The following is a 23,294-nucleotide window of genomic DNA, read 5'->3' on the forward strand; positions in this document are numbered from 1 at the left end:
TCAGGCCCCCTTCGTCCGGAGCAGCGGGGTGAGGCGGGCGAGGCTCGCGAGCACCTCGTCCTTGGAGAGGCCGAAGTCGACGAGGCAGGCGACCTCGTCCACGCCCATCTCGTGGAAGCCCTCAAGGGTCGCGCGGGCCTGCTTCGCGTCACCGATGAGCGAGCTCGACGTGACGTACCGCTGGAACACCATCTCCAGGAATTCCTGCCGGTCCCGGTCGAGACTGCGCAGTGTCTCCGACTTGTCGCGCGACTCGCTCTGGCCGGATGTCGCGTGCTGGGTGACGAAGGAGCTCAGGTACTCGATCATGGCCGGCCTGACCGTCTCCACGGCCTCGTCCATGTCGGCGCCCACATAGGTGTGGAGCATCAGCGACACGACGCCGGCCGCCGGGTCGAGCCCGACGCGGGCCCGCGCCTCGCGGTAGATGTCGATCCGCTTCTTCAGCTCGGGAGGGCCGAAGTTGATGAGCGCCGACAGGACGTTGAAGCCGTTCTCGCCCGCGAACCGCCACGCGTCCTCGCTCTTGGACGAGGTCAGCCAGACGGGCAGCTCGGGCTGGACGGGCCGCGGGAACGTCAGGATGTCGTGGCTCTCGCCCAGGGCGTCGGTGCGCCGGACGGTGTTCCCGCGCCACAGGTCCTGCAACTGCTCGCGCGACCGGTTGAGCACCTGGGCGCGGTCCTCGAACGCGTCGGGGTTGAGGACGAAGTCCCGCGCGTGCCAGCCGGGCGCCACCGCGAGATCCACGCGCCCGCCGGAGAGGTTGTCCACGAGCGCCCACTCCTCGGCGGCGCGCAGGACGTTGTGGAGCGGGAGGTTGATGCTGCCCGCCCGGATCCGTACGTTCTCGGTGATCATCGCGAGGGCGGCGCCTAGGACGGCCGGGTTGGGGTAGGCGCCGCCGGCGTCGGTGAAGTGCCGCTCCGGGGTCCAGACGGCGCTGAACCCGGCCCCGTCGACATAGCGGGAGACTTCGAGCAGCAGATCGTAGGGATCGCTGTCGCCGCTCAGGCCCGAGAAGAAGATGACGCCCAGGTCGGGGAGGGACGGCGGCGGCGGGGCGTCGGGGCCGGGCCCGGGCTCGGTCTCGTGTCCGGGCCCGGACCTGAGCTTCGCCTTGAGGCTCGCCAGCTGTCCGGCGTCGAGGAAGGAACTGTCAGACACGGGCGGGCTCCTGGAGCAGCAGTGACTTGATGACGTTCGTGGTGGCCGTGACCGAGCTGTTCTCGTAGAAGTCCCGGACGGAGAAGTCCAGTTCGAACGTCTCGCGCAGCTTGTTGATCAGCTGGATGGCCATGAGCGAGTTGCCGCCGAGCTCGAAGAACTCGCGGTCGTGGTCGGCGGCCGGGCCGCCGAGGAAGGTCTCGAAGATCTTCGCGACGACCTTGCGGATCTCTTCGGTCGGCCCGTCGAGGGCGTCGGGGTCGGCGTCGGCGGCGGCAGCGGGTGCCGCAGGCGCGGGTGCGGAGACGGGCGGGGGAGCGGTCGCTGGCGCAGCGGCCTCGGTGGCAGCGGCCTCGGGGGCGGCACTGACGTACCCGAGCGCCGGCTCCACCCAGTGCACGTGCCGTTCGAACGCGTACGTCGGCAGGGACACCATCCGCGGGGCGCGCGCGTACTCCTCGATGGGCACCTCGGGGTCGGCGGCCCAGCCGAGCGCGACCGCGTCCGCGAACGACTCCTCCTCGTGCTCCGACTCACCCAGTGTCTGCGCGAGTTCGAGCTCCGCCCCGGACTCGGACGCCAGGTTGGCCCGCACCAGGTTGCTCATCGAGCGGCCGGCGCCGATCTCGATGAACCTGCGCACGCCCGCCTCCCGCAGCGTCCGCATCGACCCGGCGAAGTCGACGGGGCGCAGCAGGTGGTCCGCCCAGTAGTGCGGGCTCCTCGCCTCGTACTCCGTGAGGAGGCGGCCGGTGATGTTCGAGACCAGCGGGGTGTGCGGCGCGCGCAGGGTGACGGTTCCGAGGAATGCGCGGAACGCGTCGGCGGCGTCCCGCATGAGCGGCGAGTGGAAGGCGTGCGACGTCGCGAGGCGCTGGTGCCGGACCCCGGCGTCGGCGGCTCGTGCGGCGGCCGCGTCGACGGCCTCGTGGGTGCCGGACAGCACGTGCTGCGCGGGGGAGTTGCTCGCCGCGACCACGAGGTCGCCGTCGGCCAGCAGGTCCGCGAACGCGTCGAGGCGGTCCACGGCGAGCATCGCCCCGGCCGGGCACCGGCCCATGAGCCGTGCCCGCGTCGCGACGAGCGCCGCCGCCGTCCGCAGGTCGAAGACGCCCGCGACGGTCGCGGCGACGATCTCGCCGAGGCTGTGGCCGAGGACGTGCCCGGGCCGGACGCCCGCGTCGATGAGCGAGGCCGCGAGGGCGTACTCGACGGCGAACAGGAGCGGCTGGGCCACCGAGGTGTCGATGCCGTCGACCTCGCCGTCGGGGCCGAGGTGGGCCCGCACGTCGAAGTCGGTGTGCTCGTTCACCGCGTCGACGGCCTCGTCGAGCCGCCGGGCGAAGTGCTCGTTCGTCGCGGTGAGCGCGGCGCCCATCGCCGGGCGCTGCGTGCCCTGCCCGGCGAAGACGAACGCGATGCCGGCGGTGTCCGCCTCGGCGCCCCGGTGGTAGCGCCCGGTGCGCAGCCGGGTGATCGCCTCGGCCCGGTCGACGGCGGCCAGCGACGCGCGGTAGGGGTGCAGCGTCCTGCCCTCGCGCAGCGTGTACGCGGCCGCGGCGAGGGAGGTGTCCGGATGCGCGGCGAGGTGGTCGGCGAGCGCGGCGGCCTGGTTGCGCAGGGCGGCCTCGGAGCGTGCCGAGAAGGTGAGGATGCTCGGCCCTTCGGCGGTGCCGGGGACGGCGGGCGCGGCGGCGGGCTCGGCCGGGGCGGGATCGAAGCTCTTGAGGATGACGTGGCCGTTCGTACCGCCCATGCCGAAGGCGCTCACCCCGACCCAGGTGTCCGTCCCGCGGTCGAGGGACAGGCCCTCGGTGGTGACGAAGTAACGCGATCCGTCGAGCTCCAGGGCCGGGTTGACCTCGTCGACGTTGACCGTCGGCGGCACGTACTTGTGCTTGAGGACCAGCGCCGCCTTGATCAGGCCGATGATGCCCGCGGCGATGTTGAGGTGCCCGAAGTTGCCCTTGAGCGAGCCGATGCCGCAGGGGTCGCCGTCGAGGCCGTACGCCTGCTTGATCGCCTCGATCTCGATGGGGTCCCCCAGCGCGGTCCCCGTGCCGTGCGCCTCGATGTACGCGATGTCCGTCTGCTTGGCGCCCGAGATCTGGAGGGCGTCGCTCAACACGTCGACCTGGCCGGAGACGCTGGGGGCGGTGAAACTCACCTTCTCCGCCCCGTCGTTGTTGACCGCGGAGGCGGCGATCACGGCGTGCACCTCGTCGCCGTCGGCCACCGCGTCGCGCAGCCGCTTCAGCAGGACGAGCCCGATGCCGTTGGTGAAGACGGTGCCGTTGGCGCCCGCGTCGAAGGGGCGGCAGACCCCGTCGGGCGAGAGGACGCCGCCGACCTGGTAGCGGTATCCGGCGTGCTGTGGCAGGCGCACGTGCACGGCACCGGCGATGGCCGCGTCGCACTCGTTCAGGAGCAGGCTCTGCACGGCGGAGTGGACGGCCACGAGACCGGTCGAGCACGCCGTCTGCACATTGACGCTGGGGCCGCGCAGATTCAGCTTGTACGAGGTCCGCGTCGCGAGGAAGTCCTTGTCGTTGCCGTGCCGGATGACCATCTCGCCGAGGGACTCGACCAGGTCGCGGCGGCGCAGGGCACCGAAGAGGTACGTGCTCATCCCGGAGCCGGCGAAGACGCCGACGCGCATGGGGGTGCGGTGCGGATCGATGTTGGCCCGCTCCAGGAGCGAGACCGACGACTCCAGCATGAGGCGCTGCTGCACGTCGAGGATGTCCGCCTCGCGCGGCGAGTAGCCGAAGTACGTGGAGTCGAACTCGGCGAGACCGTCGAGGACTCCGGCCCGCTTCACGTAGTCCGGGCGCGAGCGCTGGTCCGCCGGGACACCGGCCGAGGCGACCTCCGCGTCCGTGAGGTCGCTGAGGGCGCTCTCGCCGGCCACCAGCTTCCGCCAGAACTCCTCGACGCCGTCGGCCTGCGGCAGCCGGCACTCCATCGACACGATGGCGATCAGCTCGTCGTCACTTTCCATGTTCATCCTTGCTCGGGTAAAGGGAGTGGGTCACCGGCGCCGACGGGCGCCCCGGGCCGACAGCACACGGCTGCGCGTGGCACGGCCGGCGGCGGCCGCGGCGCTCGGCACGCGGTCGCGCGGCCCGTCGGTCAGGGAGGTGAGGAAGCGCCGCTGGGCGTTGAAGGACGCGTGCTCGAAGAGGCGGACCAGCGGGAAGCGGACGCCGAACTCGCGCTGGAGCTCGGAGTGGAGGAGCACGATGGTCAGGGAGGTCCCGCCGACGTCGAAGAAGTTCGCCTCGCGGTCGGCCAGCGGCCCCGTGCCGCCGCCGGCCACGTCGAGCCAGATGCGTTCGAGCCGGTCGGCCACCGAGCGGCCCCGCGCACCCGGTTCCCGCGCGGCGGCGGCCCGCTCCTCGGCGGTGCGCGCCGCCCGCTCCTGAATGTGGACCCGGGCGGCCTCCGAGAGCGCCTTCCGGTCGGCCTTTCCGTTGGGCAGCTTCGGCAGCTCGGGCAGGAAGAGGTAGGCGGACGGGAGCATGGCGCTCATCAGGCGCCCGGCCAGATGGTCGCGGAGCTCCCGCTCGGCCGCTGGGTCGCCCTCCACGACGGCCACGATGACCTTCGTGAAGCGGTCCTCCTGCGCGCAGACGAACACGTCGCGCACGCTCGGGTGCGACTGGATCGCGGAGCGGACCTCCTGGAGCTCGATCCGGACACCGGCGATCTTGATCTGGTCGTCGGCCCGGCCGAGGACCTCCAGGCCGCCGTCCGCGCCGCGCCGGCCGAGATCGCCCGTCGGATAGGCGACGCCCCGCTCCCCGTCGATCCGGAGCTCGACGAAGGGCGAGACCATCCGCCCGTCGACCAGATATCCGTGCGAGGGGTGCTCGGCGGCGATGTAAATGTCACCGGCGGTGCCGTCCGGGCACAACTCCCGCTTCTCGTCCAGGACATGGCTGTGCGAGCCGGGAAGGTTGCGGCCCACGGGCTGGATGCCGGGGGCCGGGTCACGCGGCACCCGGTGGAAGTGCTGGGCCAGCGTCGTCTCGGTGGGGCCGTAGAGGTTCACCACCTGGCACTCGGGGAAGAGTCCCTGCCAGCTGCTCACCAGGGCGCCGTCCAGCGGCTCGCCCGCGAAGAAGGAGAGGCGGACGCCGGGCAGCGGCTCGGTCTGCGCGGCGGCGGACAGCCACACCTTGCCGAGCGAAGGGACCAGGTGGAATGCCGTGATCTCGTGGTGCCGCAGGAATGCGAGGACGCCGTCGGCGTCGAGGTGCCGCTCATCGGGGACGCACAGCGTGGCACCGGATATCAGGGGCGTCAGGGCGTCGCGGAACCAGACGTCGAAGGACAGGTTGGTGAGGTGGGCGAAACGGTCGTGCGGGCCGATGCCGAATTCGCGCGACTGCCATTGGAGGAAATGGGAGAGACCCGTGTGGCTGCCGACGATCGCCTTGGGCCGCCCGGTGGAGCCCGAGGTGAAGGCGATGTACGCGTAGTCCTCGTCGGCCAGGTCCGCGGGCGTGGCGCCCTCGTCCCCGGGAACGGGGAGCCGCAGCGCGACACGGTGGCCGTCCGCGCAGTCGACGGTCGCCCGGACCGGCCCGGAATCCAGCATCGTCTCGCGCCGCACTTCGGGCAGCGAGTCGTCGACGAGCATGACGATCGCCCCGGACATCCACACGCCGAGGACGGCGACGACGGCCGCAGCGCCGCGCCGCCCGAGAATGCCGACGACATCGCCCCTGCCGATGCCCTGCTCCCGCAGCTCGTCCGCCAGCCGCGCGGCGCGCGTCGACAGCTCGGAGTACGTCATCGAATCGGCAGAGGAGGTGATCGCGGTCGCGTCAGCGAATTTCTCGCACGCCCGCTTCAAAAGGGTGTCGACCGCCTGCACGGGTAACTCTCCATGGGGTGGGGTTTCGGCCTGAAACGGAAACGTAAAGGGGGGCGCTCAGGGAAAGCGCAGAAAAAAGCGTAGAAAAAGTGAAGGGAAGTGTGAAGGGGAACGTGAAGGGAACTCGAACGGAGACGGAAAGGGCAACAGAAAAGCTCTCCGTGACATCTGGCGACGATGCTTCCAGTCAAAAACGATCACCGTCAAGCGGCAATTATCTGCCGCTCTCCACCCGCGGGTTCGGTAACCGGCAAATATTTGCCGGTCGTTGGGCGGCCCGTGCTGCCGCGCCGGACAACGGCGAGGCTCCGGGCGCGGGTGCCGGAGATCACACTGCGTGCTCTCGGAGTGACGGTAGTATGCGGGCTCGGTCGTGATGATCTTGTTTCGGCGGGCCCGTTTCCTATTCGGGTCCTTGCACGACGCGTGTATGGCGCGTGTATGGCGCAACTGAGAGGTAATTCCAGGTGGTTCAGCACACCGCGAGGCTCCCGGACTTGTTGCGTGCGTGGCGGGCCACGGCCGGAAAGAGAATGCAGCGCGGCAAGCCGCTGCCGCAGAAAGAAGTCGCCCGGCGCATGGCCGTGAGCGAACGCTGGTACCGCAATCTGGAGAGCGACGCGGGCGTGCCGCTCACCCCCGACGCGCTCATGCGGCTCTCCACGGCGCTGGCGCTCGGCCCGGACGAACGCCTGGCCCTCTACGGCAACGTGCACGCCGACGCCGACCCGGTCACGCCCGGCCGCGGAGACGACGGGGCGCCCCGCTGCGCCCTCTCCCAACTCCTCGCCACACAGGAGCAGTTCCCCGCCTACCTCGTCGACCAGGCCTGGAACATCATCGGCCACACGGGGACCATGGCCACCTGGTTCCCCTGGGTCCTGGAGCCCGGCGCCAATCTCCTGCGCTGGGTCCTCCTCTCGGCCGAGGCGCGCGAGCAGATCACCGACTGGCCGGGCCACGCCGCCGTCTACCTCGCCCAGCTGCGCTTCGCCCTGGTGACGAGCCGCGGCGACCGTCGGCTCGGCGCGCTCCTCGACGAAGTGCTCGACGACCCCGAGTGCCGGAGCAGATGGAGCCAGGACCTCAACGTCGTCGCCTACCGGCAGGGGCACCGCTTCCGCCTGCGCCTCCCGCACGTCTCGCCGGACGAGATCACCGTCACGTCGCAGGTGCTGCTGCCCGCGTACCGGCAGGAGATCCGTTACGTCCTGCTGCTGCCCGAGCCCGCGACCCCGACCCCCATATCCACCGCGGGCCCGGACCCGGTGACTTCCAGGAGGACACACACGTGAGCCGAGAGTCGGGAACGACACGGGCGGCACAGGCACAAGGGACCACGTCGTCGCCGGGGCAGTCCGAGCCCCGTAAGCCGGAGCAGTCCCAGAAGTCGGAGCAGCCCCAGAAGCCGGCGCAGCCGAAGAAGAACGACGCCCGCGTGCTCGCGGCGGCCTCCGTCACGGTGGTCCTGTGGGCGTCGTCGTTCATCTCGATCCGCAGCTCCGGCGAGCACTTCGGACCCGGCGCGCTCGCCTTCGGCCGGCTGGCGGTGGCGTCCCTCGTGCTGGGCGCCATCCTGCTGGTCCGGCGTGAGGGGTTCCCGCCGCGCGAGGCCTGGCTCGGCATCGCCGCGTCGGGCGCCCTCTGGTTCGGCGCGTACATGGTCGCGCTGAACTGGGGCGAGCGCGAGGTGGACGCCGGGACGGCCTCGATGATCGTCAACGTCGGGCCGATCCTGATGGCGCTCCTCGGCGGCTGGCTGCTCAAGGAGGGCTTCCCGCCCAGACTGATGGCCGGCATGACGGTCTCGTTCGCCGGGGCCGTGGTGGTCGGGCTCGCCACGTCGTCGGGCAGCAGCGGTTCCTCGGTCCTCGGCGTGCTGCTGTGCCTGCTCGCTGCGGTGGTGTACGCGGTGGGCGTGGTGCTCCAGAAGCCGACGCTGAAGCACGCCACACCGCTTCAGGTGACGACGTTCGGCGCGCTCGTCGGCGCGGTGGCGTGCCTGCCGTTCGTCGGGCAGTTCGTGTCGGAGGTGGGCCGCGCCCCGGCGTCGGCGACGCTCCAGGTGGTGTATCTCGGCGTCTTCCCGACCGCCCTCGCGTTCAGTACTTGGGCCTACGCGATCTCCCACAGCACCGCGGGGAAGATGGGCACGACGACCTACGCGGTGCCGGTGCTCGTCATCCTCATGTCGTGGCTGTTCCTCGGTGAGGTGCCCGGCTGGCTCGCGCTCCTCGGTGGTCTCCTCTGTCTCTCCGGGGTCGCGGTGTCGCGCATGCGGGGCAAGCCGCGGGAGCGGAGCTCGACCGACTCCTGATTTCCGTCAACGACTTGACTGCGGCAGCTCCTTCAGCGGAGTTTGGAGTTCACAACTTGTACATGGCCCGGTACCCGTTCCAGAGGCCGGTGTCACGGGAGACCACAGGTCGCCCGAATGAGGGCAAAGGGTGAGAGTCAATGGAGACTCCGGGGTCGCAGTCGTCTCTGCACCGGGCCAATCTCGAGCGGGTCGTGCGCGCGGTGCGGCTCGCGGGATCGCTCACGCAGGCGGAGATCGCGAGGACGACGGGCCTGTCGGCCGCGACGGTCTCCAACATCGTCCGGGAGCTGAAGGACGGCGGGACGGTCGAGGTCACGCCCACCTCGGCGGGCGGCAGGCGGGCCCGCAGCGTCTCGCTCAGCGGTGACGCCGGCATCGTCATCGGCGTCGACTTCGGCCATACGCACCTGCGCGTGGCGGTCGGCAACCTCGCCCACCAGGTGCTCGCCGAGGAGTCCGAGCCGCTCGACGTCGACGCGTCCGCCGCGCAGGGCTTCGACCGGGCCGAGCAGCTGGTCAGCAGGTTGATCGCGGCCACCGGAGTGGACCGTACGAAGATCGCCGGAGTGGGGCTCGGCGTGCCGGGACCCATCGACGTGGAGTCCGGGACCCTCGGCTCCACGTCGATCCTGCCGGGCTGGACCGGCACCAAGCCCGCCGAGGAGCTGGGCGGCCGCCTCGGCGTGCCGGTGCACGTCGACAACGACGCCAACCTCGGCGCGCTCGGCGAGCTGGTCTGGGGGAGCGGCCGGGGGGTCAGGGACCTCGCGTACATCAAGGTCGCGAGCGGTGTCGGCGCCGGGCTCGTGATCAGCGGGCGGATCTACCGGGGCCCCGGCGGCACGGCGGGCGAGATCGGGCACATCACGCTCGACGAGTCGGGTCCGGTCTGCCGCTGCGGCAACCGCGGCTGCCTGGAGACCTTCACCGCCGCCCGCTATGTCCTGCCGCTCCTCCAGTCGAGCCACGGCACCGACCTGACCATGGAGCGGGTGGTCGGCCTCGCCCGGGACGGCGACCCCGGCTGCCGGCGCGTCATCGCCGACGTCGGACGGCACATCGGCAGCGGCGTCGCGAACCTGTGCAACCTCCTCAACCCCTCCCGTGTGGTGCTCGGCGGCGACCTCGCCGAGGCCGGTGAGCTGGTGCTCGGGCCGATCAGGGAGTCCGTCGGGCGGTACGCGATCCCGAGCGCGGCGCGTCAGCTCTCCGTCCTGCCCGGGGCGCTCGGCGGCCGCGCCGAGGTGCTCGGCGCGCTGGCGCTCGCACTCAGCGAGATGGGGGATTCGACCCTTTTGGACGGAACGCTGCCTGCGGGCGCCCCTGCCTTCACTTAGATAACGCATGGCACCGTTGTCATCTCGTTAAGGATTTACTCCTTGACGCTGGTGTGGCGGCCGAGTTGACTTCGAGCCACCTCGGCCGCAACGACGCGGCCTCGTCAGGGAGGCACCCCACCATGAACGCAATGACGCGTCGCGTCGTCATAGGCACGGCCGCGGTTTCGATGGCACTCGCCATGACCGCCTGCGGCAAGGCCGGAGACGGCGACGAAGACAAGGGCAGCGGCGGCGACGGCAAGACCATCGGTCTGCTGCTCCCCGAGAACAAGACCACGCGCTACGAGACCTTCGACCGCCCCATCATGGAGGCGAAGATCAAGGAACTTTGCTCGGACTGCAAGGTCAAGTACAACAACGCCGCTCAGGACATCGAGAACCAGAAGAAGCAGTTCGACGCCCTCGTCACCCAGGGCGTCAAGGTGATCATCCTGGACGCCGTCGACTACAAGTCGACCAAGTCCTGGGTCAAGCAGGCCGACAAGCAGGGCGTGAAGGTCGTCGCGTACGACCGCCTCGCCGAGGGCCCGCTCGCCGCCTACGTCAGTTACGACAACGAGAAGATCGGCCGCCTCCAGGGCGGGGCCATGGTCAAGGCGCTCGGCTCCGAGGCCAAGGACGCCAACGTCGTCATGATCAACGGCTCGCCGACCGACCCGAACGCCCCCTTCTTCAAGAAGGGCGCCCACTCGGTGCTCGACAAGAAGGTCAAGAAGATCGCGTACGAGCAGGACATCCCGGACTGGTCGCCCGACGAGGCGAACAAGAAGATGTCCTCCGCGATCGACAAGCTCGGCAAGGACGGCATCCAGGGCGTCTACGCCGCCAACGACGGCATGGCGGGCGGCGTGATCACCGCCCTCAAGCAGCGCGGCATCGACGTCCCGGTCGGCGGCCAGGACGCCGAACTCGCGGGCGTGCAGCGCCTGTTGAGCGGCGACCAGGACTACACGATCTACAAGCAGATCCGGCCGGAGGCCGAGACCACCGCCGAGATCGCCGTGAACCTGCTCAAGGGCAAGAGCATCGACACCCTCACCGACCGCAAGGTCGACTCGCTGAGCGGCGACTTCAAGGGCATCCCGGCCAAGCTGTACGACGCGCAGGCGATCACCAAGGACGAGGTCGCGGACACGATCGTCAAGGACAAGGTGTACAAGGTCAGCGAGATCTGCACCGCCCAGTACAAGAAGGCGTGCGACGCCGCGGGTATCAAGTAGCGCCCGCTTGCGGTAAATCCGTCTCTACGGGACACGGCCCCCGAGGCCGTACGAGATGCGGCCCGCGGGCGCGCGAGAGCGCTCCCGGGCCCCTGTACGGGACGGCATTCCAGTACCGGTCCGGTGCTCGCCCCGATCACACCGCCCCGCAGACGGGGGGCGGGCACCGTACCTGCCCTTGCTGCACCACCATTCCCCGCCGGTCAGGCGGCGAAGGAGATGATTCACGTGTCCGCTACGCCCGTGCTGGCGTTGCGCGGGGTCTCCAAGCGGTTCGGCGCCGTCCAGGCGCTCACGGACGTAGACCTCGAAATCCACACCGGTGAGGTGGTCGCCCTGGTCGGCGACAACGGCGCCGGCAAGTCCACCCTCGTCAAGACGATCTCGGGCGTCCACCCGATCGACGACGGCACCATCGAGTGGGAGGGCAGGCCGGTCCGCATCGGGCGCCCGCACGACGCCCAGAACCTCGGCGTGGCCACCGTCTACCAGGACCTCGCCCTCTGCGACAACCTCGACGTCGTCGCCAACCTGTTCCTCGGCAGCGAGCTGAAGACGGCCTCCGTCCTCGACGAGATCAAGATGGAGAAGCGGGCCAAGGAGCTCCTCGACACGCTCTCCATCCGCATCCCCAGCGTCCGCATCCCGGTCGCGGCGCTCTCCGGCGGCCAGCGCCAGGTCGTCGCCATCGCCCGCGCCCTCGTCGGCGACCCCAAGGTCGTCATCCTCGACGAGCCCACCGCGGCCCTCGGCGTCGAGCAGACCGCCCAGGTCCTCGACCTCGTCGAGCGGCTGCGCGAACGCGGCCACGGAGTGATCCTCATCAGCCACAACATGGCCGACGTGAAGGCGGTCGCGGACCGCGTCGCCGTGCTGCGGCTCGGCCGCAACAACGGCACCTTCTCCGTCGCCGACACCACCAACGAAGAGATCATCGCCGCCATCACCGGCGCGACGGACAACGCCGTCACCCGCCGCAGGGCGCGCACGGCCACGGCGACGAAGGAGGACGCGAAGTGAGCGACCTCGCCAAGACCCCCAAGGCCTCCACGACCCCCGGGGCCCCCTCCGGCACCGCGACCGACGCGCCGGCCTCCGCCGCGCCCGGCGCCGCCGTCGACCCGCGCCTGCTCGTCCGCGAGGAGGGCCTGGCCGGCTACTGGACCGAGTTCAAGCGCAAGATGCGCGGCGGTGAGCTCGGCTCGCTGCCCGTCGTCATCGGCCTGATCATCATCGCGGTCGTCTTCCAGCTGAAGAACGACCACTTCCTGGACGCGAGCAGCCTCGCCAACATCGCGGTCTTCACCTCCGGCCTCGGCATCATGGCCGTCGGCATCGTCTTCGTCCTGCTGCTCGGCGAGATCGACCTCTCGGTCGGCTCGGTGGCCGGCATGGGCGCGGCGGTCTGGGCCGTGCTGAGCGTCACCCACGAGCTGAACGACTGGCTCTCGGTGCTCATCGCCGTCCTGTCCGGCCTGGTCATCGGCGCCCTGCACGGCTTCTTCTTCGCCAAGATCGGCGTGCCCGCCTTCGTGGTCACCCTCGCGGGCTTCCTCGGCTGGAGCGGTCTCCAGATCTGGCTGATGGGCGGCGAGGGCAGCATCAACACGCCCGAGGGCAGCGTCGTCGAGGACCTGACCGGGCACTTCTTCGCGGAGAAGATCGCCGCGTACGGTCTCGCGGGCGTCGCGATCATCGCGTACGCGGGCTCCCTGCTCCTCGACAGCCGTCGCCGCAAGGCCGCCGGGCTCCCGTCGCGGCCGGTCAGCGAGATCGTGCTGCGCACGGCGGTCGTCGCCGTCCTCGCGGGCGGCGCCGCGTACGAGCTGAACGAGCCGGCCGGCGCCCGCGGCCTGCCGCTGGCCCTGGTGCTCTTCCTCGCCGTCCTGGTGATCGCGGACTTCGTGGCGCGCCGCACCACCTTCGGCCGCCAGGTCTTCGCGGTCGGCGGCAACGCGGAGGCGGCGCGCCGGGCCGGCATCAACGTCGACCGGATCCGGATCACCGTCTTCGCCATCTCCGGCATGCTCGCCGCGTTCGGCGGCCTCTTCATCGCCAGCCTCTCCGGCGGCGCGACGAAGAGCCTCGGCGGCGGCAACACGCTGATGATGGTGATCGCGGCGGCCGTCATCGGCGGCACGAGCCTGTTCGGCGGGCGCGGCAAGGTCTGGTCCGCGCTGCTCGGCATGCTCGTGATCCAGTCGATCCAGCAGGGTCTGAACATGCTGGGCATGGCGAGTGAGATCCAGTTCATGATCACGGGAGCGGTTCTTCTCGCGGCGGTGGTCATCGACTCCGTGTCGCGGCGTACGCAGAAGTCTGCGGGGCGCGCGTAGCGGTTCCCTGGGCGGATTCTTTGGCTGCGGGCCCGTCGTGGCTGGTCGCGCAGTTCCCCGCGCCCCTTGAAGGCGCGCAGCCCGGCGCCTCCCCCCGGCCCCGCGCCCCTGACGGGGCGCGGGGTCTTCCGTTTGGCTGGAGAAACTCGCCTCCCGGACGCATGCGCCAGGCGCGGAACATTAGACTCGGCAGACCCGGCAAAGCTCGAACCGCACATCTCAGCTCTACTGCAAGGAGGCACGGGTGCCGCTGCTGACCCGCATCACGGGACCGCGCGATCTGGACCGTCTCAGCCCGGAGGAGCTGAACCAGCTGGCCGGAGAGATCCGCGGCTTCCTCGTCGAAGCAGTCTCCAAGACCGGCGGCCACCTCGGCCCCAACCTCGGCGTGGTCGAGCTGACCATCGCCCTGCACCGCGTCTTCGAGTCCCCCAAGGACAAGGTCCTCTTCGACACCGGCCACCAGAGCTATGTGCACAAGCTGCTCACCGGCCGCCAGGACTTCGGCAAGCTGCGCGCCAAGGGCGGCCTCTCCGGCTACCCCTCGCGCGCCGAGTCCGACCACGACGTCATCGAGAACAGCCACGCCTCCACGGTCCTCGGCTGGGCCGACGGCCTGGCGAAGGCCAACGAGGTGCGCGGCAAGGACGACCACGTGGTCGCCGTCATCGGTGACGGCGCGCTCACCGGCGGTATGGCCTGGGAGGCGCTGAACAACATCGCCGCCGCCAAGGACCGCCCCCTCGTCATCGTCGTCAACGACAACGAACGGTCGTACGCGCCGACGATCGGCGGCCTCGCCAACCACCTGGCGACGCTGCGCACCACCGACGGCTACGAGCGGTTCCTGGCCCGCGGCAAGGACATCCTGGAGCGCACGCCCGTCGTGGGCAGGCCGCTCTACGACACCCTGCACGGCGCCAAGAAGGGCCTGAAGGACTTCATCGCCCCGCAGGGCATGTTCGAGGACCTCGGCCTGAAGTACGTCGGCCCGATCGACGGCCACGACATCGAGGCCCTGGAGTCCGCGCTCCAGCGCGCCAAGCGCTTCGGCGGCCCGGTCATCGTGCACTGCCTCACCGAGAAGGGCCGCGGCTACAAGCCCGCCGAGGACGACGAGGCCGACCACTTCCACGGCATCGGCCCGATCCACCCCGACACCGGCCTGCCCATCGCCGCGGGCGGCATGGACTGGACGTCCGTCTTCGGCGAGGAGATGGTCAAGCTCGGGCACGAGCGCGAGGACATCGTCGCCATCACGGCCGCCATGCTCCAGCCGGTCGGCCTGGAGAAGTTCTCCAAGGCGTTCCCCGACCGCGTCTACGACGTGGGCATCGCCGAGCAGCACGCGGCCGTCTCGGCGGCCGGCCTCGCCACCGGCGGCCTGCACCCCGTCTTCGCGGTCTACGCGACGTTCCTCAACCGCGCCTTCGACCAGCTCCTGATGGACGTGGCCCTGCACAGGTGCGGCGTCACCTTCGTCCTCGACCGCGCGGGCGTCACCGGCACGGACGGCGCCTCGCACAACGGCATGTGGGACATGTCGATCCTGCAATGCGTGCCCACCGTGCGGATCGCCGCGCCGCGCGACGCCGACCAGGTCCGCCTCCAGCTGCGCGAGGCCGTCGAGGTCGACGACGCGCCGACCGTCGTGCGCTACTCGAAGGGCGCCGTCGGTCCCGCGGTCAAGGCCGTCGGCACGGTCGGCGGCATGGACGTGCTGCGCAAGCCGGACGCCGACCGCCCGGACGTGCTGCTCGTCTCCGTCGGCGCGCTCGCGCCCATGTGCCTGGAGATCGCCGACCTGCTGAACAAGCAGGGCATCACCACGACCGTCGTCGACCCGCGCTGGGTCAAGCCGGTCGACGAGGCCATGGCGCCCCTCGCCGAGCAGCACCGCGTCGTCGTCACCGTCGAGGACAACTCGCGCGCGGGCGGCGTCGGCTCGGCGATCGCCCAGGCCCTGCGCGACGCGGGCGTCGACGTGCCGCTGCGCGACTTCGGCATCCCGCCGCGCTTCCTCGACCACGCGTCCCGCAAGGAGATCATGGCCGAGATCGGTCTGACCGCCCCGGACATCGCCCGTCAGGTCACCGGCCTGGTCGCCAAGCTCGACGGCAGGTTCGAGCGCTCCACCGCCGGCGCGGTGGAGTCCGTGGAGCCCGCCCGCGACTGACGGCCGGATCTCCGGCGTCAACGCGCGCCGCCGAAGGGCCGGTCCCAGCACCCTGTACGGGTGGTGGGACCGGCCCATTCGCGTGAATGGGCCCGCGCCGGGGCGTACCGGGAACCCGCGCTCTCGATCATGTCGGGGACGACAAGCGTGGGAGGTACGCCCGTGAGCAGCACCCTCTTCAGGACGAAGAGCGTCGAGCAGTCCATCAAGGACACCGAGGAACCGGAGCACGCGCTCAAGAAGTCGCTGTCCGCCCTCGACCTCACGGTCTTCGGCGTCGGCGTCATCATCGGCACCGGCATCTTCGTGCTGACCGGCAAGATCGCCAAGGAGACGGCGGGCCCCTCGGTGGCGCTGGCCTTCGTCGTCGCCGGACTGGTGTGCGGGCTCGCCGCGCTCTGCTACGCCGAGTTCGCGTCGACGGTGCCGGTGGCCGGGTCGGCGTACACCTTCTCGTACGCCTCCCTCGGGGAGTTCCCCGCCTGGATCATCGGCTGGGACCTGATCCTGGAGCTGGCGCTCGGCTGCGCGGTGGTCGCGGTCGGCTGGTCCGGCTATCTGCGGTCGCTGCTCGACACCGCGGGGCTGCATCTGCCGCAGTGGCTCAGCGGGACGCACGAGGGGTCCTTCGGCTTCGACCTGCTGGCCTGCCTCCTTGTGCTCGCACTGACCTGCATCCTGGTCCTCGGCATGAAGCTGTCCTCGCGCGTCACCAGCGTCGTCGTCGCCGTCAAGGTGACCGTGGTGCTCCTCGTCATCGTCGTCGGCGCGTTCTTCATCACCGGCTCCAACTACGACCCGTTCATCCCGCCGAGCGAGCACACCGAGGGCGCGGGCGGCGTCGCCGCGCCGCTGGTCCAGCTCATCTTCGGGTTCACGCCGTCGAACTTCGGCGTGATGGGCGTCTTCACCGCGGCGGCCGTCGTCTTCTTCGCGTTCATCGGCTTCGACATCGTCGCGACCGCCGCGGAGGAGACCCGCAACCCGCAGCGCGACGTGCCCCGCGGCATCCTCGGCTCGCTCCTCATCTGCACGGTCCTGTACGTCGCCGTGTCGGTGGTCGTCACCGGCATGCAGAAGTACAGCGAGCTCTCCACGGACGCCCCGCTCGCCGACGCCTTCAAGGCCGTCGGGCACCCCTTCTGGGCGGGCCTGATCAGCTTCGGCGCGGCCGTCGGCCTCACCTCCGTCTGCATGATCCTGCTGCTCGGCCAGACCCGGGTGTTCTTCGCGATGAGCCGCGACGGACTGCTGCCCCTGACGTTCTCCAAGGTCCACCCCAAGTACGGCACGCCGTACCGCTCGACGGTCCTGCTCGGCGTGGTCGTGGCGGTCGTCGCGGGCTTCACCTCCATCGACGAGCTCGCCGAACTGGTCAACATCGGCACGCTGTTCGCCTTCGTCGTCGTCGCCCTCGGCGTCATCCTGCTCCGCAGGCAGCGCCCCGACCTGCCGCGCGCCTTCCGCACCCCGCTGGTGCCGCTCGTCCCGGTCCTCTCGGTGCTCGCGTCGCTGTGGCTGATGCTGAACCTGCCGGCGGAGACCTGGATCCGGTTCGGCGTGTGGATGGTGCTCGGTGTCGTCATCTACTTCGCGTACGGGCGGGCGCACAGCCGTCTGCACGTGCGTGACCCGCACGCCGGCGGCGACGCACGGTAGTCACCCCTCTCCGTGCACCGCATGCTCGCGCCGCCCGCCGCGTCACCGGGCTCCGTACGCGGCCTCCGGGTGCCGGGCCCGCGCAAGGAGTACGTCCCCGAGCGCGGCGCCCACGGCGCCTACTGGGCCCGGCTGCTCCCGCTGCTCGCCGCCCTGGCCTGCGTGACCCGGCTGCCGTCCTTCCGGTGGCCGCTGTGGAACCCCGACGAGGGCTATCTCGCCGTCCAGGCCCGGATGCTGGCGGACGGCGGCGCGCTCTACGAAACCGTCGTCGACCGCAAGCCGCCGCTCGTCCCCTGGCTCTACGCCGGATCCTTCGCGCTCTTCGGCGACGGCACCCTCCTGCCGCTGAAGCTCCTCGCGGTGGCCGCGCAGCTGATGACGGCGGTGCTCCTGGTCTCGCTGGCCCGGCGCCGCTGGGGTGACGGCGCGGGCCGCACCGCGGGCGTCCTGTACCTCCTGATCTCCATCGGCCTGCATCCGGAGGACACCCAGGCGGCCGCCTTCGAGGTCTTCATGCTGCCGTGCACCGCGGCCGCCATGTGGTGCGCCGACCGCCGCAGCTGGGGCGCCGCGGGCGCGGCGGTGGCCTGCGCCTTCCTCGCCAAGCAGACCGGGGGAGCGGTGCTGCTCCCGGTCGTCTGGCTGGTGTGCCGCGGCGGCGCGGCCCGGCGGGACGTGGGGCGGCTCGCGGCCGGACTCGGCGTCCCCGTCCTCGCCGCGGCCCTCCTCACCACCCCCACCGGCTTCGTCTTCTGGACGGTGACGGGCTCGGGGGCCTACGCCTCCTTCACCGGTTCCGAACTCCACGTCCTGGGGCGGGGGTTGACCAACGCGGCGGTTCTCGGGACGGCCTGCGCCGGGATCGTTCCCCCTGTCATCCGCGTCCTGCGCATCGCCCGCACCGGGGCGGCGGAGCTCTGGCTCTGGCTCGCCTCGTCGGCCGCCGCGGTCCTGCTCGGCTTCCACTTCTTCGGCCACTACTACCTGCAACTCATGCCGCCGCTCGCCCTGTTGGGCGCGGCGGCCCTGCACATCCTGCCGCGCGAGCGGACCGTGCGGGCGATCGCCGTCTCCGGCTGCGCGTGCGCGGTCTTCCTGGCGTGGGGCCTGCTCGCGCCCCGCCCCGAACTGGCCCACGCCACCCGCCTCGCGGACACGGTCAGGGCGCGCACCGCCCCGGACGACCGGGTGCTGTTCTGGGGCATGCACCCGGAGGCGTACTGGCTGGCCGACCGCGCCCCCGCCAGCCGCTACCTCACGGCCGGCCTCCTCACCAACTACAGCGGCGGCAGGAATGGCCCCCAAGTGGGCGAGAAATACGCGGTCGAGGGCGCCTGGCGCACCTTCCGCAAGGAACTCCGCACCCACCCGCCGACCCTCGTGATCGACGACTCCCGAGGCAAGCCGTACGCCCCCGCACGCGTCCCGTCCCTGCGCCGACTCCTCGCGGACGGGTACGAGCCGGCGGGGAGGGTGGGGGGCGCGGTGGTGTATGTGCGGGTGAGGGCCTAGGAGCGCCGCCTAGGAGCGCCGCCGCCACGTGCGCGTGAGGTCCGACAGGGCCTCCACCGCCTCCCGTGCGTGCTCGCGGTCCTCGCGGATCTTCGGGCCGAACTCGATGTGCAGGAACGGGACGTCGTGGGCGGTGGCGGTGCGGCCCTGGATGTTGGTGCGGCCTGCGAGGGGGCAGTCCCTGGTCCAGGCGCGGCAGACGTCGTAACCCAGTTCCCGGAGGGCGTCGGCGAGGTCCCGGCCCTCGGTGAGCGCCTCCCTGCCCTTGCCCGTGGAGGCGACCACGTCGTGGTCCGGAGCCGAGTCGTCCGCCATGCCGTGCAGTTGCACACCGGGCAGCCCGCGCCGCACCAGCGCCTCGCAGACGGCGTGGAAGACGGTGTCCCTGCGGTGCGCCACGTCCGCCTCGTCGCCGCGTCCGGCTTTGCGGTGTGCGCCTGCGATGACGAGTACGCCGCCGGGGGCGCGGGTCATGAGCTCGGCGCCGAGCCGTTCGGTGTACCGGTCGGCGACGGGGTGCGGGACCTGGACCGACCAGCGGGCGGGGGAGTCGAGGTCGAGGTAGACGCGCCCCCAGCCGCGCGGGGCCGCGCCGCCCTCGGAGCGGTCGGCGATCTCCGCGTACCGTCGCCCGGTGGCCGCGTCGGTGACCGTGCGGACCGCGAAGTCCACGTCGGCCAGGCGGTGTGCGGCTTCCTCGCGGCGGCCGTCCAGGAGCAGTTCGACGCCTTCGGCGACCGTCCGCCGGTCGGTGCGTGAGGGCGGGCGGTAGCCGGTGTCCTCGCTGAAGGCGGCGGTGTAGTCGGTGATGGCCCGCTCCAGGCCGTCGCCGGGGTGGTCGCCCGGCGCGGTGGCGGAGGGATCTCCCGAGCGCTTGTCGTCCTCCCCGGAGGAGCCGGACCCGCACTGGGCGAGCAGGAGGACGCAGGCGGTCACGACGGCGACAGCCCCGAGCTTCTTTGCTACTGCTACCGGCCGAATGCGGGAATTCATCATGGTTGTATAAAGATAGCCCTGTGATGACACGTCCCTCCCGCAGGCATCTCGTGCCCTGTGCGGCCTCCGCGCTCATGCTGCTCGCCACTGCCGCCTGCGGCCCCTTCGGCGACGACGAAAAAGCCGCCGACGGCGGTCCCGCGTTCACCGTCGCCGCCGCGGGCGACATCCTGATCCACCCCCAGCTCACCGACCAGGCCCGCAAGGACGCCAAGGTCACGGGCAAGGGCGAGAAGGGCATCGACTTCCGGCCGATGATGGCCGGGGTCAAGCCGGTCATCAGCAAGGCCGACCTGGGCATCTGCCACTTCGAGCCGGTGGTCGGCAAGCCCGGCGGCCCCTTCCAGAGCTACCCGGACTTCCTCGTGCCGCCGCAGATCGCCACGGCGATCAAGGACGTCGGCTACGACCAGTGCTCGTCCGCGTCCAACCACACCCTCGACCACGGCCCGGCCGGCGTCACCCGCACCCTGAACACGCTGGACAAGGCGGGCCTGCGGCACACCGGTTCGGCACGGAGCAAGGCAGAGGCGGACAAACCACTCATCACCGAGGTGAAGGGTGTCAAGGTCGGGCAGATATCCTTCGCCTTCGGCTTCAACGGCCGCGAGGTCCCCAAGGACAAGCCGTGGATCGTCAACCAGAACCGCTTCGACGCGATCGCCGCCGCCGAGAAGAAGGCGCGCGCGGCGGGCGCGGAGGTCGTGATCCTCAGCATCCACTGGGGACGTGAGAACCAGCCCAACGCCAGCGCCTCGCAGCTCGAGCTGGCCCGCAGGATCGCCAGGGAGACCGGGATCGACCTCGTCCTCGGCCACCACGCGCACGTCGTCCAGCCGATGGAGAAGGTCGACGGCACCTGGATCGCGTACGGCCTCGGCAACCAGATCGCCCGGCACGACGTGCCGAGCGGACTGACCGAGGAGGGCGTCATCGGCTGGTTCGAGTTCCACAAGCGCGACGGGAAGTGGGACGTCGACGCCAAGTACGTGCCCACCTTCGTGGATATCCCGCCGGACCCGGACGAGACCGGCGCCCTGCCCAAGGGCGCGGTCAAGGACCACCGGCTCCTCGACGTCGCCGCCACGCTGCGGGACGGCGAGAACCTCAGCGAGCAGCAGCGCTCCCGCTACCGCCTCGCCTTCGAGCGCACCCAGGGCACGCTCCTCAACCGGGGCGCGAGCCAGGACGGCCTCGAACCGCTGGAGGAACTGCCCGCGGACTGAGTCCCTCCGGCTGCCTGAACGGGCGCCACACCCCGGATCAACGCGATCTGGCTCACATTCGGCTTACTTCGTACATCCCTCCTGGGGTAGTGCGGGTCAAAGCATTCCGGAACGCATCACTGTGCGTATCCGACCCCCCGCGTCACTCCATGAGAGGAGCACCCCTTGGCCGCTTCGCGTTCGAAGCGGCGGCACAAGGTCCGCCGAAGGACCGACATGTCCCTGCTGGGTGGCATACGTCCCCCCATCGCCGTGCTGTCGGTCCTGCTCCTCGCCCTCGCGGGCGTCACCGCCCTCACCTTGGGCCGCGCGGGACAGGAAGCCGTCCCCAAAGCGGTCAAACTGTCCCAGCAGCACTTCGCCGAGGACGGCGCCATCGCGCTGCGCGCCTCCATCGACGAGTCCGTCACCGACCTGAACCGGACAGCCGAGCTCTTCAGCGCGGGCGACCCGGTGCCCGCCGACGCCGTCCTCGACAAGATCGGCAGCGTCTACCAGAAGTGGATGGGCACCGCCGTCGTCGAGATCTCCTCGGGCAAACTCCTCGCCGCCCGGGGCGAGAACCTGCCGCTCACCGCCATCGACCGCGGCAAGCTCGCGGACAAGGACGGCCTCGCGCCCCGCATGGTCCGCCTGGAGAATGGCGAGACCCGGCTGCTCTCCTTCGCCCTGCTCACCTGGAAGGGGCAGCCGCAGCAGCTCCTGGTCGCCTCCAGCAGCCTGCGCTTCCCCGGCATCAGCCTCGGCAAGTTCCGCTCCATCGCCGTCGTCGGGCAGGACGGACACGTCCTGAGCACCGACGGCATCCCCGAGCCCGAGCAGGTCCTCACCGACCTCCAGCGCGAGGAGGTCAAGCAGTCCAACAAGCAGCTCAAGTCCTTCGCCGAATCCGCGGCGAAGAAGGCCCGCACCCACCCCCTCATGTCCAAGGAGCCGGGCTCCGGCGGCTTCCTCGGCGTCAGCGGCCACCTCACCGGCGAGCGCTACCTCGGCGAGCGCGCCGTCGCCGGCTACGCGGGTCTCGCCGGACCCGAGGCGGGCGAGGCCACCGTCGCCACCCGGCTCGGCCTGACCGTCGTCGCCATGGTCCCGGTCGCCGAGGACCCCACGGCCACCAGCAGCTCCGCGTTCGGACTGCTCGCCGCGGCCGCCCTGCTCGGCATCGGCGGCATCACGGTCTTCCTGCTCCTGCGGACCGTGCAGCGCCCGCTGCTCCGACTCTTCCTGGAGGGCCGCAGGCTGAGCCGCGGCGACCTCGAACGGCCGGTGTCCGTGCCGAAGTCCGGCGAGGCCGCCCGCATCGGCGCCGCCCTCGAACGGCTGCGCCGCCAGCTGCTCGGCGCCCCCGCGGACCCGGCGCCGGCCCCCGCCCGCCGCCGCAGGTTCGGCAGCCGCACCCTCGTCGCGGTCTGCGCCGTCCTGCTGCTCGCCTGGTCCGCGCCGCTCCTGCTGCTGCTCAACCGCGCCGGTGACACCGTCGTCGTACCGCAGCAGATGGTCAACGACCAGCGTGAGCGCACCGACACCCTCACCGACCGGGTCCGCCGCGCCCTCAACGAGGGCCACGCCGACCTCACCTCCGTCGCGTCCCTCATGGGCGACCGCACCGAGGCGTCGGACATGGCCAAGGTCCTCGAAAGCACCCTCAACCAGCACGCCCGCTACCAGTCCCTGTACGTCCTCGACGCCAAGGGCGAGATCGTCGCCAAGGCGGGCGGCGACCCCCGCAGCCCGTCCGGCAAGGGCCCCTCCGCCAAGCCCATCCGCGTCCTGGACGAGGGCGGCAAGGAGCCCGTCATCCTCGGCACCGCCGAGGTGCCGGGACGCGAGGGCGCCGCCGTGGTCGGCGAATTCCGCATCGACTTCCTCAACTCGCTGCTCAAGCGCCCCGGCCTCGGCGAGGTCCGCGTCGTCGACGACAAGCGCGAGGTGATCGGCGCCAACACCGGCTACCGCGAGTTCGAGGGGCTGCCCAGCAGCCGGCTCGACGCGCTCGCCGAGGGCACCGGACAGAAGGTCGGCCTCAGCCCGCGCCCCAGCGGCGTCCTCTACCGCGACGGCGACGACATCCAGATCGCCGCGGCGGCACCGTTCGTCGGCGGCGGCGCCGCCGGATCGCTTGGCTGGTCCGTGCTCAGCTGGCAGCCCGCCTCGGGCCTCGCCATCCCCGAGTACACGTACCAGAACCGCACGGTCCTCGCGGGCCTGCTCGGCATCACGGCGGCCGCCGCCTGCCTCGGCTGGCTGCACATCGTCGTCGTACGACCGCTGCGGCACCTCGCCGACCAGGCCGAGGCGCTCGCCGACGGGGACCGCAGGACCGTCCTCTACCCGCGCCACCACGACGAGGTCGGCGCCGTCACCCGCAGCCTGGAACTCATCAGGCAGCAGCTGCCGACGGGCACACAGCGCAAGCGGGACGGCGTCACGGCCGGCCTCGCCGGAAGGAACTGAACC

15 protein-coding genes are annotated in these 23,294 nt (G+C 71.1%); 11 read left to right on the forward strand and 4 right to left on the reverse strand.

The window, feature by feature from the left end; genetic code table 11:
• From ACZ4Z4_RS10135 to ACZ4Z4_RS10145, 3 genes are read right to left on the reverse strand one after another with little or no spacing between them, the layout of a single operon-like run.
• Positions 1–1,167 carry a MupA/Atu3671 family FMN-dependent luciferase-like monooxygenase gene (locus ACZ4Z4_RS10135; RefSeq protein ID WP_468324848.1) on the reverse strand — a complete coding sequence of 389 codons (1,167 nt, stop codon included), beginning with the start codon at positions 1,165–1,167 and terminating at the stop codon, positions 1–3.
• The gene (locus ACZ4Z4_RS10140) at positions 1,160–4,168 is read right to left on the reverse strand and encodes a beta-ketoacyl synthase N-terminal-like domain-containing protein (RefSeq protein WP_468324849.1); all 3,009 of its coding nucleotides are present in this window, start codon (positions 4,166–4,168) and stop codon (positions 1,160–1,162) included. The genes ACZ4Z4_RS10135 and ACZ4Z4_RS10140 overlap by 8 nt, the downstream gene beginning before the upstream one ends.
• Before the next feature lie 30 nt (positions 4,169–4,198).
• Positions 4,199–6,049 (reverse strand): non-ribosomal peptide synthetase, encoded by a 1,851-nt coding sequence (locus ACZ4Z4_RS10145; RefSeq protein ID WP_468324852.1) that lies wholly within the window; start codon positions 6,047–6,049, stop codon positions 4,199–4,201.
• Between the two features lie 578 nt (positions 6,050–6,627).
• On the opposite strand from ACZ4Z4_RS10145, the gene ACZ4Z4_RS10150 reads away from it, so the two are divergent.
• From ACZ4Z4_RS10150 to ACZ4Z4_RS10190, 9 genes are all read left to right on the forward strand, one after another.
• The gene (locus tag ACZ4Z4_RS10150) at positions 6,628–7,344 is read left to right on the forward strand and encodes an MmyB family transcriptional regulator (protein ID WP_468324854.1); all 717 of its coding nucleotides are present in this window, start codon (positions 6,628–6,630) and stop codon (positions 7,342–7,344) included.
• A 143-nt stretch (positions 7,345–7,487) separates the two neighbouring features.
• A complete protein-coding gene (locus ACZ4Z4_RS10155; RefSeq protein ID WP_468325755.1) occupies positions 7,488–8,366 on the forward strand; it encodes a DMT family transporter in 879 nt (292 codons plus the stop codon).
• Positions 8,367–8,506: 140 nt separating this feature from the next.
• Positions 8,507–9,706, forward strand: coding sequence for an ROK family transcriptional regulator (locus ACZ4Z4_RS10160; protein WP_362991726.1), 1,200 nt, complete (start codon positions 8,507–8,509; stop codon positions 9,704–9,706).
• 122 nt (positions 9,707–9,828) lie between these two features.
• Entirely contained in the window at positions 9,829–10,929 is a 1,101-nt protein-coding gene (locus ACZ4Z4_RS10165; protein ID WP_468324857.1) for a substrate-binding domain-containing protein, read from the forward strand.
• A 219-nt stretch (positions 10,930–11,148) separates the two neighbouring features.
• Complete coding sequence (locus ACZ4Z4_RS10170; protein WP_362991728.1) at positions 11,149–11,949, forward strand: ATP-binding cassette domain-containing protein; 801 nt, start codon at positions 11,149–11,151, stop codon at positions 11,947–11,949.
• Positions 11,946–13,265, forward strand: coding sequence for a sugar ABC transporter permease (locus ACZ4Z4_RS10175; protein WP_468324858.1), 1,320 nt, complete (start codon positions 11,946–11,948; stop codon positions 13,263–13,265). The genes ACZ4Z4_RS10170 and ACZ4Z4_RS10175 overlap by 4 nt, the downstream gene beginning before the upstream one ends.
• A gap of 244 nt (positions 13,266–13,509) precedes the next feature.
• Positions 13,510–15,441 carry a 1-deoxy-D-xylulose-5-phosphate synthase gene (dxs, locus tag ACZ4Z4_RS10180; protein WP_468324861.1) on the forward strand — a complete coding sequence of 644 codons (1,932 nt, stop codon included), beginning with the start codon at positions 13,510–13,512 and terminating at the stop codon, positions 15,439–15,441.
• Between the two features lie 129 nt (positions 15,442–15,570).
• Entirely contained in the window at positions 15,571–17,100 is a 1,530-nt protein-coding gene (locus tag ACZ4Z4_RS10185) for an amino acid permease (RefSeq protein WP_468324864.1), read from the forward strand.
• A 21-nt stretch (positions 17,101–17,121) separates the two neighbouring features.
• Positions 17,122–18,615 (forward strand): ArnT family glycosyltransferase, encoded by a 1,494-nt coding sequence (locus ACZ4Z4_RS10190; protein ID WP_468324867.1) that lies wholly within the window; start codon positions 17,122–17,124, stop codon positions 18,613–18,615.
• A 9-nt stretch (positions 18,616–18,624) separates the two neighbouring features.
• Here the strand turns inward: ACZ4Z4_RS10190 and ACZ4Z4_RS10195 are convergent, their stop codons facing one another.
• Entirely contained in the window at positions 18,625–19,551 is a 927-nt protein-coding gene (locus tag ACZ4Z4_RS10195; RefSeq protein ID WP_468324870.1) for a hypothetical protein, read from the reverse strand.
• Between the two features lie 83 nt (positions 19,552–19,634).
• Between ACZ4Z4_RS10195 and ACZ4Z4_RS10200 the strand changes: the two genes are divergently transcribed.
• The gene (locus ACZ4Z4_RS10200) at positions 19,635–20,837 is read left to right on the forward strand and encodes a CapA family protein (RefSeq protein WP_468324873.1); all 1,203 of its coding nucleotides are present in this window, start codon (positions 19,635–19,637) and stop codon (positions 20,835–20,837) included.
• Between the two features lie 216 nt (positions 20,838–21,053).
• Positions 21,054–23,291, forward strand: a complete 2,238-nt coding sequence (locus ACZ4Z4_RS10205) for a HAMP domain-containing protein (protein WP_468325758.1) — start codon at positions 21,054–21,056, stop codon at positions 23,289–23,291.
• Positions 23,292–23,294 lie beyond the last annotated feature (3 nt).

The organism is Streptomyces sp. NPDC030245, from assembly GCF_055572995.1.

Coding starts and splice junctions, on each gene's coding strand:
- ACZ4Z4_RS10160 (WP_362991726.1), top strand. CDS start 8,507: ATGGAGACTCCGGGGTCGCAGTCGTCTCTGCACCGGGCCAATCTCGAG.
- ACZ4Z4_RS10190 (WP_468324867.1), top strand. CDS start 17,122: ATGCTCGCGCCGCCCGCCGCGTCACCGGGCTCCGTACGCGGCCTCCGG.
- ACZ4Z4_RS10165 (WP_468324857.1), top strand. CDS start 9,829: ATGAACGCAATGACGCGTCGCGTCGTCATAGGCACGGCCGCGGTTTCG.
- ACZ4Z4_RS10150 (WP_468324854.1), top strand. CDS start 6,628: ATGGCCGTGAGCGAACGCTGGTACCGCAATCTGGAGAGCGACGCGGGC.
- ACZ4Z4_RS10140 (WP_468324849.1), bottom strand. CDS start 4,168: ATGGAAAGTGACGACGAGCTGATCGCCATCGTGTCGATGGAGTGCCGG.
- ACZ4Z4_RS10185 (WP_468324864.1), top strand. CDS start 15,571: ATGTCGGGGACGACAAGCGTGGGAGGTACGCCCGTGAGCAGCACCCTC.
- ACZ4Z4_RS10170 (WP_362991728.1), top strand. CDS start 11,149: ATGATTCACGTGTCCGCTACGCCCGTGCTGGCGTTGCGCGGGGTCTCC.
- ACZ4Z4_RS10205 (WP_468325758.1), top strand. CDS start 21,054: ATGTCCCTGCTGGGTGGCATACGTCCCCCCATCGCCGTGCTGTCGGTC.
- ACZ4Z4_RS10200 (WP_468324873.1), top strand. CDS start 19,635: ATGACACGTCCCTCCCGCAGGCATCTCGTGCCCTGTGCGGCCTCCGCG.